This is a genomic window from Brucella pseudintermedia (assembly GCF_008932435.1).
In the GTDB taxonomy this organism is placed as follows: Bacteria; Pseudomonadota; Alphaproteobacteria; order Rhizobiales; family Rhizobiaceae; genus Brucella; species Brucella pseudintermedia.
This window is the reverse complement of record NZ_WBWE01000009.1, coordinates 179,169-192,228: the sequence shown is the minus strand read 5'-3', so window position 1 is coordinate 192,228 and position 13,060 is coordinate 179,169. Positions and strand designations below refer to the sequence as shown.

The following is a 13,060-nucleotide window of genomic DNA, read 5'->3' as shown; positions in this document are numbered from 1 at the left end:
AAAATTCCCACGCTGCCATGAAAAAAGCAAAATGCCGCAGTGCGGCGAAATATTAATCGATTCGTAACGAAGCCCGCTTCAGCCTTCGTCGGAAGGCCATTTTTCGTAGAACAAACTGGCCTCGATGGCCCGCGAAAGCGCGTTGGAATCACCGTTCGAGGATAAAGCCGGCAAAAGAAGCCGGGGCAGCGAAACACCCTCGAATTCCCAGGTCTCGCCGCTTGGATAGCGTTCCGCCTCGTCACGATCCACAAGCCGGACGACGAGATAAAGCGGTGCTGCTTCCACGAAAGTGACCCTGAAAAGCCCCGCACCGCGAATCTCCACGCCCCCGGCAAGGGCCGTGGGAACACTGGCGATCAGCCTGCCGTCTTCCGCATGAAGCAATGTGCGGTCATCGGCGACCAGCGATGCCGCCTCGCCGCGCAGGAGCGCTCGTTCAACAAGCGTCAGCGCAAGCTCGGTCTTGCCCGCGCCCGAACGCCCCATGATCATGACGCCGCGCCCCCGCACCTGAAGCGTCGTCGCGTGAAGCCCGCTTTTTTCCTCTTCCGGCGTCATGCGCTTGCCGGCAGATCGACGATGAAACGCGCGCCCTTGAACTGGTCGGGCTTTGCGGGATTGACAATGTTTTCCGCCGTCAGCGTGCCGCCATGCGCTTCGATGATCTGGCGGCTGATCGAAAGGCCGAGACCGGAATTTTGTCCGAAAGCCTCGGACGCCGGACGGTCCGTATAGAAGCGCTCGAAGATGCGCTCAATATTTTCGATCGGAATGCCCGGGCCGTTATCCTCAACAAGCACGCGCAGGCGGCTGCCTTCACCGGCAAGCGTCACCACGATGCGGCCCGTATCATCGGGTACAAAAGAACGGGCATTCTCGATCAGGTTGCTCACCACCTGACCGAGGCGCAGGTCGTGACCGGCAACATAAAAGCCCTTCTTTCCGGCTGGCAGCTTGCCGGTATTGAAGACGATTTCGGTCCCGACCTTGTTGCGGCGCACTTCGCGCGCCGCCGTGACCAGATTGGTCAGGAGCGTCTTCATGTCCACGCGGTCGATATGCTCGCGCGCAAGTTCCGCGTCCAGACGCGACGCATCCGAAATATCGGTAATCAGGCGGTCAAGGCGGCGAACGTCGTGCTGGATGATATCGAGAAGCCGTTTGCGCGATTCATCGGTCTTGGCAAGCGGCAGGGTTTCAACGGCGCTGCGCAGCGAGGTGAGGGGGTTTTTCAGCTCGTGGCTGACATCCGCGGCAAAGCTCTCAATGGCTTCAATACGGGTATAGAGAGAATCGGTCATCTCGCGGATGGATGTTGAAAGATGGCCCACCTCATCCTGACGTTCGGAGAAATCGGGAATTTCCACGCGGCTTTTCACGCCATGGCGAACACGGTCGGCGGCGGCGGAAAGCTTGCGCAGCGGGCTTGCAATCGTCGAGGCGAGGAAGAGCGACAGGATGACCATGACCAGCGACACGACGCCGAACACGCGGAAAACCGCCATGCGTTCGGCCTGCACGATCTTGTCGATATCGTCGCCTTCGGTGGAGAGCAGGAGCACGCCCAAAATTGCGCGCGAACGCTGGATCGGGACAGCAACGGAGACGACCAGTTCGCCCTTTTCATTGCGCCGCTGCGCGGTTTGCGGCGAACCTGCCAGCGCCTTGACGATTTCCGGATAGGCGAGGCCGTTGCCGCCCGGCTGTTCCTGATAGACCGGCAGGCCTCCGCCATAAAACAGATGCGAGATCCACGTTCCGGCACGTTCCCAGATCGAAGGGGTCTCCTCCTCGATCGGCGGCAGGTCGTAACGCAGCACCGGCCCTGCCGAAGGGAAGCTCGGCGAATAGAGCGCGCGCGAGTCAAGCAGCATATTGGCATAGCGATCATAGATGCGCGCCCGCGTGCTTATCGGTGAGATCAGCCGGCGCAGCAGCGGAGAGACCTTTTCCGGGTTGATCGGAAATTCCCAGTTATCGGGCGAATCCGGCGAAGGTGTCAGGCTTTGGCCTGCCTGAAGCTCCAGAAGCTTTTCCGGGTCGATCATCAGCGAATTGGTGTCAACCGTCGCCGAGGCGGAGATTGCGCCTGCAATGATCTTGCCTTGGGTGAGCAGGCTTTCGATCTTCGCATCGATCAGCCCCTCGCGGAACTGATTCATATAGAGAATGCCGGAAACCAGAACCGCCAGCGCCGCCAGATTGAGAAACAGGATGCGGCGCGTCAGGCTCGAGAACAGATATTGGCCGAGAAACTTGCGCAGGGGCGCAAAAAAGCGACGCCAGAACACCGAGCGCTGCCGCCGGGCCCTGCGTTCGCGCAAATCCGATTTCTGACCGGTCAGGCCATCGTTCCGGGTCTCTGCGACCATGTCGCTCTGTCTGCTCTCACTAAGCTATCGCCAGACCTCACGGACTGGCGATATGCAATTATCTATCAGGCCTCGCGGAAGCGATAGCCGACGCCATAGAGCGTTTCGATCATTTCGAAATCATCGTCAACCGCCTTGAACTTCTTGCGCAGGCGCTTGATATGGCTGTCGATGGTGCGGTCATCCACATAGACCTGCTCATCATAAGCCGCATCCATGAGGGCGTCACGGCTTTTCACGACGCCCGGGCGCTGTGCCAGCGAATGAAGAATCAGGAATTCGGTGACCGTCAGCGTGACGGGTTCGCCCTTCCAGGTGCAGGTGTGACGCTCCTGATCCATGACAAGCTGGCCACGCTCGAGCGATTTCGCCTGCTGTCCGGTTGGCTTGGCCGTGCCATCGCGCGCAGCGACCCGGCGAAGCACCGCCTTGACGCGTTCGACCAGAAGACGTTGCGAGAACGGCTTGGTGATGAAATCGTCCGCGCCCATCTTGAGGCCGAAAAGCTCATCGATCTCGTCATCCTTGGAGGTAAGAAAGATGACGGGCAGGTCCGATTTCTGGCGCAGGCGGCGCAAAAGCTCCATACCGTCCATGCGCGGCATCTTGATATCGAAGATCGCAAGATTGGGCGGACGCGTCATCAGACCGTCCAGCGCAGACGCGCCATCGGTGTAGGTTTCAACCCGATAGCCTTCCGATTCCAGTGCGATGGACACGGAGGTCAGGATGTTGCGGTCGTCGTCGACCAGCGCAATCGTCTGCGTTGCCGAGGCTTCCTTCATGCGAACCTTTCTCCTTCAACTAAGCCGGCCGGAAAACCCGGCCAGTGACGTCTTTCAGCCGCCACAAGCTGGCGGATTTCTGGATCGAACGTCCGGTTCGGCGTCGATACTAGTATAATGCGCCTGCTTGTGCAGTACAAATTAGGTACAAAATGTGGCAGCGCCCCAAGAAGCAGTGAAACCGCCCCTCATCGAATCGCTGTTTGGTTAATGACCGCATGGTGGACAATCCCGGAATCAAAGGGCTCATAACATATAGGTTAACCGATTTAAAAAAATTTCAAAAATTTTAAATCGATTAAATATTTGAATTGCCACGATTAATCTGTTTCTGACTGCCATCCTCTGTTTTGCGTTCAATCTGGAGACGCAAAGAGGACCGATCAATTGTCAAACCACGGCGGAGACATCATGAGAGAGACCGGCATTCACAACACGGCCGCTTCCATTGCCACTTCAGGACTGAAGGAACTCTCCGCAGTCTTTTACAATCTTGGGCCCGCGCGTCTTTATGAAGAAATCGTCCGCCGGGGCGAAGCCGAGCTGTCGGCGCAAGGTGCGCTTGTCGCGCGCACCGGCCAGCACACGGGCCGTTCGCCGAAAGACAAGTTCGTGGTGCGGGACGCCGATACGGAAGATCATGTCTGGTGGGACAACAACAAACCGATGAGTCGCGAGGCCTTCGATCTGCTGCATACCGATTTCATCGAACATGCGAAGGGCAAGGAGCTTTTCGTGCAGGATCTGATCGGCGGCGCTGACGCCGACAACAAGATCAATGCCCGCGTCATTACCGAATATGCCTGGCATTCGCTGTTCATCCGCAATCTTCTGATCCGTCCGGAACAGGAAGCGCTTGCTTCCTATGTGCCGGAAATGACTATCGTCGACCTGCCGTCCTTCAAGGCCGATCCGGAACGCTATGGCGTACGCACCGAAACGGTGATCGCGGTCGACCTGACCCGCAGGATCGTGCTGATCGGCGGCACCTCTTATGCCGGTGAGATGAAGAAGTCGGTTTTCACGGCGCTTAACTACATCCTGCCCGCCAAGGGCGTGATGCCGATGCACTGCTCGGCCAATGAAGGACCGAACGGCGACACCGCCGTTTTCTTCGGCCTATCCGGCACCGGCAAGACCACGCTTTCGGCCGATCCGACCCGCACGCTGATCGGCGATGACGAGCATGGCTGGGGTGAACACGGCATCTTCAACTTCGAAGGCGGCTGCTACGCCAAGACCATCCGCCTGTCGGCCGAAGCGGAGCCGGAAATCTATGCGACCACGCAGCGATTCGGCACGGTTCTCGAAAATGTGGTTCTGGACGAACACCGCCAGCCGGATTTCGACGACGGTTCGCTGACGGAAAACACCCGTTGCGCCTATCCGCTCGACTTCATCCCGAACGCGTCGAAAACGGGGAAGGGCGGCCAGCCGAAGAACATCATCATGCTCACCGCCGACGCCTTCGGCGTGATGCCTCCGATTGCCAAGCTGACGCCTGCACAGGCCATGTACCACTTCCTGTCCGGCTACACGGCCAAGGTCGCCGGTACCGAAAAGGGCGTGACCGAACCGGAAGCGACCTTCTCGACCTGCTTCGGCGCACCTTTCATGCCGCGCCATCCATCGGAATACGGCAACCTGCTGCGCAAGCTGATCGCCGAGCACAAGGTCGATTGCTGGCTGGTCAATACCGGCTGGACCGGTGGCGCCTATGGCACTGGTAAGCGCATGCCGATCAAGGCAACCCGCGCGCTTCTGGCGGCAGCGCTCGACGGTTCGTTGAACAATGCCGAATTCCGCATCGATCCGAATTTCGGCTTTGCGGTTCCGGTCGAAGTGCCGGGCGTGGACACATCGATCCTCGATCCACGTTCGACCTGGGCCGACAAGGCCGCCTATGACGCGCAGGCCAAGAAGCTCGTTGACATGTTCGTCACGAATTTCGAGAAGTTCGAAAGCCATGTCGATCACGAGGTCAAGGACGCGGCCCCGTCGATCCGCATCGCCGCGGAATAGCTTTTTCTACGCATGTCTTTATCCAAAAACCGGTTCCCACTTTTTGGAGACATGCTTTTACCATCCTGAGGAGGAGGGAGGCCCGGCTGAAAGGCCGGGTTTTTCTTTTGTATAAGGGATACAAAGCGGTATATCTCCTTGCCATGGAAGAGAACCGGAACATCATCCGCATCAACAATCGCCTGTCGATCCGTGAAGACGATCTGGAGGAAAGCTTTATCCGTGCCTCCGGTCCCGGCGGCCAGAACGTCAACAAGGTTTCCACTGCCGTGCAACTGCGCTTTCATGCTGCCCGCTCCGGCCTGCCGGAAGACATCCTGTCGCGGCTATTCAAGCTAGCCGGGCAAAAGGGCACCAAGGACGGCGATATCCTGATCGAGGCCAATCGTTTCCGCATCCAGGAGCGTAATCGCGAAGACGCCCGCGAGCGGCTGATCGCGCTTGTCGCCAAGGCCGCCGAACCACTGCCGCCCCCGCGCAAGAAAACCAAGCCGACGAAAGGCTCCATCGAACGCCGCCTCAAGGCCAAATCCGGCCGGTCCGACATCAAGAAGGGCAGGGGAAAGGTTTCTTTCGATTGAAGATAGACCGTCTAAATTAAACCACATTATCGGGATAACTTTAGACAATTAACGGATGCGCCTGCGTGGCAATATTTTTTCACTTTAAAATAGCAAAATACTAAATTTTATTGATTATTAAAGCTACTTTAATAAATATTTTTAGAAAATTAACTCTTTGATTGCTCTTTAGCCAAATGAAAAAAAAGTATTTTATATTCGCTATCGATCACTCTTCTGACGATTTCAGCGGCGCATTCTGGAACACAAACGTGTCATATCTCGGATAAAGACGCAAAACGCATCATTGCAGCCGCTCATCAAAACCTTGGCAAAAAACCGAATCCGTTAAAGAAGATACATACGGAGGGGACCTTGCCGGGTCACGGTATTCACGACCAATCCGTCATCGCGGAAGCAGATTTTCCGCGTGTATATACTTTTGCGCTGGCTTATCAACTGACACATGATCCCGTTTATCTCAATAAGGCAATAGAATATCTGGAGGCTTGGGCAGCGCTTTATAAGCCAAGCTTCAACCCGATCGATGAAACTAATTTCGGCCCGTTCATACAAGCCTACGCTTTGCTGAAGGATGACATGCCTTCAGCGGATCGGTCTCGCATCCAACCTCTCATTCAACAATTTGCGGAAGGCTATATACAAAGCGGCGCGAACATCATGGATCGGGATCATGCGAACTGGCAGAGCCACAGAATCAAAATCGCAACGCTTGCAGCTGCGGCACTGGGGGACAGGAACCAGCTCAACGAGACCGAAAAACTGTTCAAGACACAAATATCCTACAACATTCGTTCGGATGGTTCGGTCGAGGATTTTTACAAGCGGGATGCGCTTCACTATGTAACTTATGATTTGCAGCCCTTGGTGGAGGCGTCAATCGCAGCCCATCGCTCTGGCCGCGATTGGTTTCATTATCGTTCACAGAAGGGTGGCTCTCTGACAAATGCTCTGAACTGGCTGGTTCCCTACGCTGAAGGCACGAAGCAACACATCGAATTTCTGCATTCGACTGTCCCGTTTGACAAGGCCCGACGGCAAGCCGGCGTCGAGGCTGAACAGATTGCGCCCTGGCAACCTCAGAACAGCGCTCAACTGTTCTGGTTGGCTTCGCAGCTTGACAAACGGTACCGCTCCCTGGCTTCTTTCCTGCAGCCCAATCCGCCCATATCCGTTCTGAATTGTGAAGCGGAAGCCAAGAAGTAATACCAAGGCGCAACAAAGTGGATCAAATCTTCCGCAGCGCTACTTCCTCAATCAAATGATCGCTGCCCTTGCGCAGGATCAGGTCGGCGCGGGGACGCGTCGGCAGGATGTTATCCTTGAGGTTCTTCAGGTTGATATTGTTCCACAGCCCTTCGCCGATCGAACGCGCCGCGTCTTCGGACAGCTGCGAATAACGATGGAAGAAGGATTCCGGATTGACGAAGGCGGTTTCCCGCAGCCGCATGAAGCGGTCGATATACCATTTGTGGATCAGTTCCGATTCCGCATCGATATAGATGGAGAAGTCGAAGAAATCCGAAACGAAAGGCACCATCTTGCCGTCTTCCGGCAGATCGCGCACCTGCAGCACATTGATGCCTTCAAAGATCAGGATATCCGGCTTGTCGACGATCTGATATTCGTCCGGCAACACGTCGTAGCTCAAGTGCGAATAGAGCGGCGCGCGCACCTGGCTCATGCCCGCCTTGATCGCCGACAGGAAGCGCAGGACCGCGCCGACATCATAGCTTTCGGGAAAGCCCTTGCGCTCCATCATGTTCTGCTCGCGCAGGACCGCATTGGGATAAAGAAAACCATCGGTCGTCACGAGGTCGACCTTCGGGCTTGATGGCCAGCGGGCAAGCAGCTCTTTGAGGATACGCGCGGTCGTGGATTTTCCGACCGCGACCGAACCGGCGATGCCGATGATGAAAGGCGTCTTGAACGACTCTTCCATGTTGAGGAACTGCTTGCGCTGCTCGAACAGGAGCTGGCTTGCCTCCACATGCGCCGACAGCAATCGCGACAGCGACAGATAGATGCGCCGCACCTCGTCCAGATCGATGGGGTCACCCAGCGAGCGCAGCCTCTTGACCTCGTCATAAGTCAAGGTAAGCGGCGTATCGGCGCGAAAGCCCGCCCATTCCTCAGCCGAAAAGAAACGGTAAGGCGAGTAACGCGACGGCGTTAGCTGGTCCACTTTTTCCCACATATTGTCGCTGCTCTCCCTCAACGCCCATTCTGCACTAGCAGCTTCCGGTCCTATTTTCATTTAGGCTTTCGGACGAGCGGCTTTTTCCTCAAGGCCGGTCTGCGCCGTGCGGCGTCGCAACTCTTGAAGAACCTCATCGAGCGGCACGTCGGCAATCTTGAGAACCACAAGCAGGTGATAAAGCAGATCAGCGCTTTCGGTGATCACTTCGGCGCGGTTACCTTCAACGGCAGCAATGACTGTTTCCACGGCTTCCTCGCCCAGCTTTTTCGCCGCCCGTGGCTGCCCCTTTGCCACCAGACTTGCCGTATAGGACGAGCCGTCCGTCACGCTGGCACGCTCCGCGACGATGCGTTCAAGGTCGGAAAGAGTGAACTCGGTCATCGGATTTCCCTAAATATTGTTCTCAACGGACCGGATCGAGCCGCATCGGAATGCCAGCTTCGGCCATATAGCGCTTGGCCTCACCAATCGTATAGGTGCCGAAGTGGAAGATTGACGCGGCGAGAACCGCTGCCGCATGACCATCGCGAATGCCCGCGACCATGTGGTCGAGATTTCCGACACCGCCCGAAGCGATCACCGGAACGCGCACGCTGTCAGCCACGGCGCGCGTCAGGGCCACATCGTAACCGGCCTTGGTTCCGTCCCGATCCATCGAGGTCAAAAGGATTTCGCCCGCACCGAGGCCCACCACCTTTTGCGCGAACTCCACCGCATCGATGCCAGTCGCCTGGCGACCGCCATGGGTGAAGATTTCCCAGCGATCGGCTTCGCCTTCGCCCGAAACCTTCTTGGCGTCGATGGCAACCACGATGCACTGATCGCCGAACTTGTCGGCAGCTTCGGCGACGAATTCCGGCGTCTTCACCGCAGCCGTGTTGATGGCCACCTTGTCGGCACCGGCCAGCAGAAGCTTGCGAATATCGGCAACCTGACGCACGCCGCCGCCAACGGTGAGCGGCATGAAGCACTGTTCGGCCGTTCGCGCCACCACATCGAAAATTGTCTCGCGATTGTCCGAGGACGCCGTGATGTCGAGGAAGCACAATTCGTCTGCGCCCGCCGCATCATAAGCGCGGGCGGCTTCCACCGGATCACCCGCATCGATCAGATCGACAAAGTTGACGCCTTTGACGACCCGACCGTCTTTAACGTCCAAGCATGGGATCACGCGTGCCTTGAGTGTCATGCTGAAGCCCTCAACAGGGATAATGCTTCCGCCGGATCGATGCGGCCATCGTAAAGCGCACGGCCTGAAATCGCGCCTTCCAGTTTTGCGGCATCTGGCGCAGCAAGACGCCTGATGTCGTCCATGGAAGCCAGGCCCCCGGATGCGATCACAGGAATGGAAACAGCTTCGGCAAGCGCCAGCGTCGAATCCCAGTTGATGCCGGCGAGAACGCCGTCGCGGTCAATGTCGGTATAGATGATGGCGGCAACGCCAGCGCCTTCGAACTTTTTCGCGAGTTCGACTACGCCGAGTTCGCATGCTTCCGCCCAGCCTTCGACAGCAACCTTGCCGCCCTTGGCGTCAATGCCAACGGCAACCTGTCCCGGAAATTCCTTGCAGGCCTCGATCACCAGCGCCGGATCGCGCACAGCGACCGTGCCGAGGATGACGCGGCGCAGCCCCTTGGAAAGCCAGTTCTCGATATGCTGGAGCGTGCGGATGCCGCCACCGAGCTGCACCGGATTTTTCGTGGCTTTCAGGATCGCTTCCACAGCTTTGCCGTTGACGCTTTCGCCGGCAAAGGCACCGTTGAGATCGACCACATGCAGCCATTCAAAACCCTGATCCTCGAAGGCCTTGGCCTGCGCTGCCGGGTCTTCATTATAGACGGTGGCCTGATCCATGTCGCCGAGCTTGAGGCGCACGCACTGACCGTCTTTCAAATCGATGGCGGGAAAAAGGATCATAATCTCAGGGCTTCCATTTCAGGAAATTGGCAATGAGCGAAAGGCCGAGCAGCTGGCTCTTTTCCGGGTGGAACTGCGTACCAACCATATTGTCGCGACCGACCGTTGCGGTGACATCGCCGCCGTAATCGGTCACAGCCAGCACATCAGCCTTGTTCTTCGCGTCGAACATATAGGAATGCACGAAATAGGCATGCAAGCCGTTCTCGCCGGTCTCGATCCCGTCGAAGACCGGGTGAGAATGTTTCACGTGAATCCTGTTCCAGCCAATCTGCGGAATTTTGAGCGTCGGGTCGGATGGCGTCATTTCACGCACGTCGCCGGCAATCCAGCCAAGACCTTGCGTGATTTCCTTTTCAAGCCCGCGCTCGGACATGAGCTGCATGCCGACGCAGATGCCAAGGAAAGGGTGCGCCTTTTTCAAAACCACATCTTCCAGCGCTTCCACCATGCCGGGAACGGCATGGAGGCCGCGGCGGCAATCGGCATAGGCGCCAACGCCGGGGAGCACGATGCGGTCAGCCTTCGCCACGCGGTCGGCATCCGCCGTCAGGTCGATCTGCGCCGCGATACCGCTCTCATGCGCGGCACGCTCAAAAGCCTTGGTGGCCGAGCGCAGATTGCCGGAGCCGTAATCGATGATTGCAACACGCATTTTCAGTTTTCTCCGCGATGACCCACGAATCCGATCGTTGAGCCAAATGAGGAATAAGTGGAACGAGGGGGTGCCTGAGTCCAGTCGGTGGTCCAGGCGGGGGCAGGCTGGCTCGCATCTTCGAGGCCGTGGAAATAGCGGATTTCCGCTTCTTCCAGATCGGACGCGTCTATGACCGCCTTTTCAACAAAACCCTGGCGCCTGAGCTTGGCGATCTTCCAGTCGACACCTTCCAGCGCGACGAAGAGCGACATGAACAGGGTTAGAAGAGGCACCGCGCCGTTAATGCCGAAGTGGGTCGCAACGAGACCAAGCAAGATCGTGACGCCCAACACAGCGAAGGCTTCGAACCACAGACGCTGCGCCAGCAGCCAGACGAAGGGCAACAGCAGTCCCAGAACATGGAATCCGTCGCGCACGAACACGGTTTGCTCAAGGCTTTTTTGCATCGCAGTTCCAGACGGAAAACCGGTTCCCACTTTTCCGGGAATTGCTTGAGTATCTTCCGGTTCAAGAACGACGAATTGCGCCATCACTCAGCCTTTCAGCGAGCCCTTGGTGGAGGGGATTGCATCCTTCTGGCGCGGATCGGTTTCCAGCGCCGTGCGCAGAACCCGGGCTACCGCCTTGAAGATCGACTCCGCAATATGGTGGTTGTTGGCGCCGTAATGATTGTTGATATGCAGCGTGATGCCAGCATTCATCGCGAAAGCCTGAAAGAACTCACGCACCAGCTCGGTGTCGAACGTGCCGATCTTGGCCGTGGTGAAATTGACGTTCCAGACCAGAAAGGCGCGTCCCGACACGTCGACGGCCGCGCCGGTCAGCGTATCGTCCATGGCGAGGTCCATTGAGGCATAGCGCACGATGCCGCGACGTTCGCCCAAGGCCTTGGCAATGGCCTGACCGAGCGCAATGCCGGTATCCTCGACCGTGTGGTGATCATCGATATGCAGATCGCCCTTGGCCATCACGCGCATATCGATCAGCGAATGTCGGGAAAGCTGCTCCAGCATATGATCGAAGAAGCCCACGCCAGTGGTGATGTCGAACTTGCCGACGCCATCCAGATCGACTGAAACAGCAATGCTCGTTTCCTTCGTGGAGCGTTCGATGCTTGCCTTGCGGGTGCTTTCAGCAGTCATAAGCTTTCCTCATCCTGTAGCTTGGAGGGGTTCTAGAACAGCTTGCCCACTTTGCCAATTCCTTTTGCCGGTTTCGCGAGCTGCAATTCGGCATTTGCAATTCGTCCGCACGTTCTTAAATATTCTCAGCGAAGCACGATTCATCCGCCGACGGCTGGCCGAACCTGTTTCTCTAACAGATGAAGGGGCACCTGCAATTGCCTTCCGGGATTGCATGTGTCGCCAAAGGAGCATCCATGATCGAACATCATCCCACGACAATTTACGGCACGACCATCGTTACTGTGCGCAAGGGCGGCAAGGTCGTCATCGCCGGTGACGGACAGGTCTCGCTGGGCAATACCGTGATGAAGGGCAATGCGCGCAAAGTTCGCCGCATCGGCAAGGGCAATGTGATTGCCGGTTTTGCCGGGGCCACCGCCGACGCCTTCACCCTGCTGGAACGCCTTGAAGCCAAACTGGAGCAATATCCCGACCAGTTGATGCGCGCCTCGGTCGAACTTGCCAAGGACTGGCGCACCGACCGCTACCTGCGCAAGCTGGAAGCCATGATGCTGGTTGCCGACAGCAAGGTGACGCTGGCGCTGACCGGCACCGGCGACGTGCTTGAACCCGAACATGGCGTTATGGCCATCGGTTCGGGCGGCAATTATGCGCTGGCCGCCGCCCGCGCGCTGATAGACACCGACAAGTCGGCCGAGGAAATCGCCCGCAAGGCGATGGAGATCGCCGCCGATATCTGCATCTATACCAACCACAATATCCTCGTGGAAAGCCTGGACGCAGAATGAGCTCGCTGGCGCAGGCCTCAAAACCGAATGCGCAACGCTGGGGCCTGGGCGCCCTGATCGTTCTCGCCATAGTCGCGGTACAAGCCTTCTGGCTCTATCTCGACGGGCGGATTGCCATGTGCGAATGCGGAACCATAAAATTATGGTCCGGTTCGCTGATGACCGAAAATTCGCAGCATATATCCGACTGGTATACGCTGTCGCATATCATCCATGGCTTTCTGTTCTACTGGCTGTTCACGGTCATCTCACCCAAAGCCCCGCTCGGTCTGAGGCTTGCAGCTGCGGTCGGCATAGAGGCCCTGTGGGAACTGGTCGAGAATTCGAATTTCATCATCGAACGCTATCGCGCCAATACGTCCTCGGTGGACTATTTCGGCGACAGCATCGTGAATTCGGTTTCCGATACGCTCGCCGCCGCGCTCGGCTTTCTGATCGCAGCCAGGCTGCCAACCAAAATCACCGTCGCCATCGCGCTGTTTATGGAAATTCTGGCGCTGATCGTCATCCGCGACAATCTTACGCTCAACGTGATCATGCTGCTGCATCCGTTCGAGTTCATCAAGCAGTGGCAAAGTGGGTTATAAAA

15 protein-coding genes are annotated in these 13,060 nt (G+C 57.3%); 5 read left to right on the top strand and 10 right to left on the bottom strand.

Going from position 1 to position 13,060, the window contains the following annotated elements:
- Positions 1–78 precede the first annotated feature (78 nt).
- The 3 genes from F9K78_RS13510 to F9K78_RS13500 all read right to left on the bottom strand — a co-directional run bounded on the left by F9K78_RS13510 (position 79) and on the right by F9K78_RS13500 (position 3,160).
- Positions 79–561, bottom strand: a complete 483-nt coding sequence (locus F9K78_RS13510; RefSeq protein WP_121986846.1) for an HPr kinase/phosphorylase — start codon at positions 559–561, stop codon at positions 79–81.
- A complete protein-coding gene (locus tag F9K78_RS13505; protein ID WP_121986847.1) occupies positions 558–2,375 on the bottom strand; it encodes a stimulus-sensing domain-containing protein in 1,818 nt (605 codons plus the stop codon). The genes F9K78_RS13510 and F9K78_RS13505 overlap by 4 nt, the downstream gene beginning before the upstream one ends.
- A 65-nt stretch (positions 2,376–2,440) precedes the next feature.
- Entirely contained in the window at positions 2,441–3,160 is a 720-nt protein-coding gene (locus F9K78_RS13500; protein WP_121981224.1) for a response regulator transcription factor, read from the bottom strand.
- A 411-nt stretch (positions 3,161–3,571) separates the two neighbouring features.
- On the opposite strand from F9K78_RS13500, the gene F9K78_RS13495 reads away from it, so the two are divergent.
- The 3 genes from F9K78_RS13495 to F9K78_RS13485 all read left to right on the top strand — a co-directional run bounded on the left by F9K78_RS13495 (position 3,572) and on the right by F9K78_RS13485 (position 6,969).
- Positions 3,572–5,182 (top strand): phosphoenolpyruvate carboxykinase, encoded by a 1,611-nt coding sequence (locus F9K78_RS13495; RefSeq protein ID WP_121986848.1) that lies wholly within the window; start codon positions 3,572–3,574, stop codon positions 5,180–5,182.
- Positions 5,183–5,325: 143 nt separating this feature from the next.
- Complete coding sequence (arfB, locus tag F9K78_RS13490; RefSeq protein ID WP_121986901.1) at positions 5,326–5,763, top strand: alternative ribosome rescue aminoacyl-tRNA hydrolase ArfB; 438 nt, start codon at positions 5,326–5,328, stop codon at positions 5,761–5,763.
- A gap of 189 nt (positions 5,764–5,952) precedes the next feature.
- Entirely contained in the window at positions 5,953–6,969 is a 1,017-nt protein-coding gene (locus tag F9K78_RS13485) for an alginate lyase family protein (protein WP_121986849.1), read from the top strand.
- A gap of 22 nt (positions 6,970–6,991) precedes the next feature.
- Here F9K78_RS13485 and coaA read toward each other — a convergent pair whose 3' ends face one another.
- From coaA to hisB, 7 genes are read right to left on the bottom strand one after another with little or no spacing between them, the layout of a single operon-like run.
- Positions 6,992–7,960 (bottom strand): type I pantothenate kinase, encoded by a 969-nt coding sequence (coaA, locus tag F9K78_RS13480; protein ID WP_121986850.1) that lies wholly within the window; start codon positions 7,958–7,960, stop codon positions 6,992–6,994.
- Between the two features lie 60 nt (positions 7,961–8,020).
- Positions 8,021–8,344, bottom strand: a complete 324-nt coding sequence (locus F9K78_RS13475) for a phosphoribosyl-ATP diphosphatase (protein WP_121986851.1) — start codon at positions 8,342–8,344, stop codon at positions 8,021–8,023.
- Between the two features lie 22 nt (positions 8,345–8,366).
- Positions 8,367–9,152, bottom strand: coding sequence for an imidazole glycerol phosphate synthase subunit HisF (gene hisF / locus F9K78_RS13470; RefSeq protein WP_121986852.1), 786 nt, complete (start codon positions 9,150–9,152; stop codon positions 8,367–8,369).
- The gene (gene hisA, locus F9K78_RS13465) at positions 9,149–9,880 is read right to left on the bottom strand and encodes a 1-(5-phosphoribosyl)-5-[(5-phosphoribosylamino)methylideneamino]imidazole-4-carboxamide isomerase (protein WP_121986853.1); all 732 of its coding nucleotides are present in this window, start codon (positions 9,878–9,880) and stop codon (positions 9,149–9,151) included. The genes hisF and hisA overlap by 4 nt, the downstream gene beginning before the upstream one ends.
- 4 nt (positions 9,881–9,884) lie before the next feature.
- Positions 9,885–10,535, bottom strand: coding sequence for an imidazole glycerol phosphate synthase subunit HisH (gene hisH, locus F9K78_RS13460; protein WP_121986854.1), 651 nt, complete (start codon positions 10,533–10,535; stop codon positions 9,885–9,887).
- A gap of 2 nt (positions 10,536–10,537) precedes the next feature.
- Positions 10,538–11,068, bottom strand: coding sequence for a DUF2628 domain-containing protein (locus F9K78_RS13455; RefSeq protein ID WP_121986855.1), 531 nt, complete (start codon positions 11,066–11,068; stop codon positions 10,538–10,540).
- Between the two features lie 3 nt (positions 11,069–11,071).
- On the bottom strand, positions 11,072–11,680 hold the full coding sequence (hisB, locus tag F9K78_RS13450; RefSeq protein WP_112586829.1) for an imidazoleglycerol-phosphate dehydratase HisB: 609 nt from the start codon (positions 11,678–11,680) through the stop codon (positions 11,072–11,074).
- Positions 11,681–11,916: 236 nt separating this feature from the next.
- Here hisB and hslV point away from each other — a divergent pair, with 236 nt between their 5' ends.
- On the top strand, positions 11,917–12,471 hold the full coding sequence (hslV, locus tag F9K78_RS13445) for an ATP-dependent protease subunit HslV (RefSeq protein ID WP_121981215.1): 555 nt from the start codon (positions 11,917–11,919) through the stop codon (positions 12,469–12,471).
- Positions 12,468–13,058 carry a DUF2585 domain-containing protein gene (locus F9K78_RS13440; protein WP_121986856.1) on the top strand — a complete coding sequence of 197 codons (591 nt, stop codon included), beginning with the start codon at positions 12,468–12,470 and terminating at the stop codon, positions 13,056–13,058. Before hslV ends, F9K78_RS13440 begins: the two co-directional genes overlap by 4 nt.
- Positions 13,059–13,060: the final 2 nt, after the last annotated feature.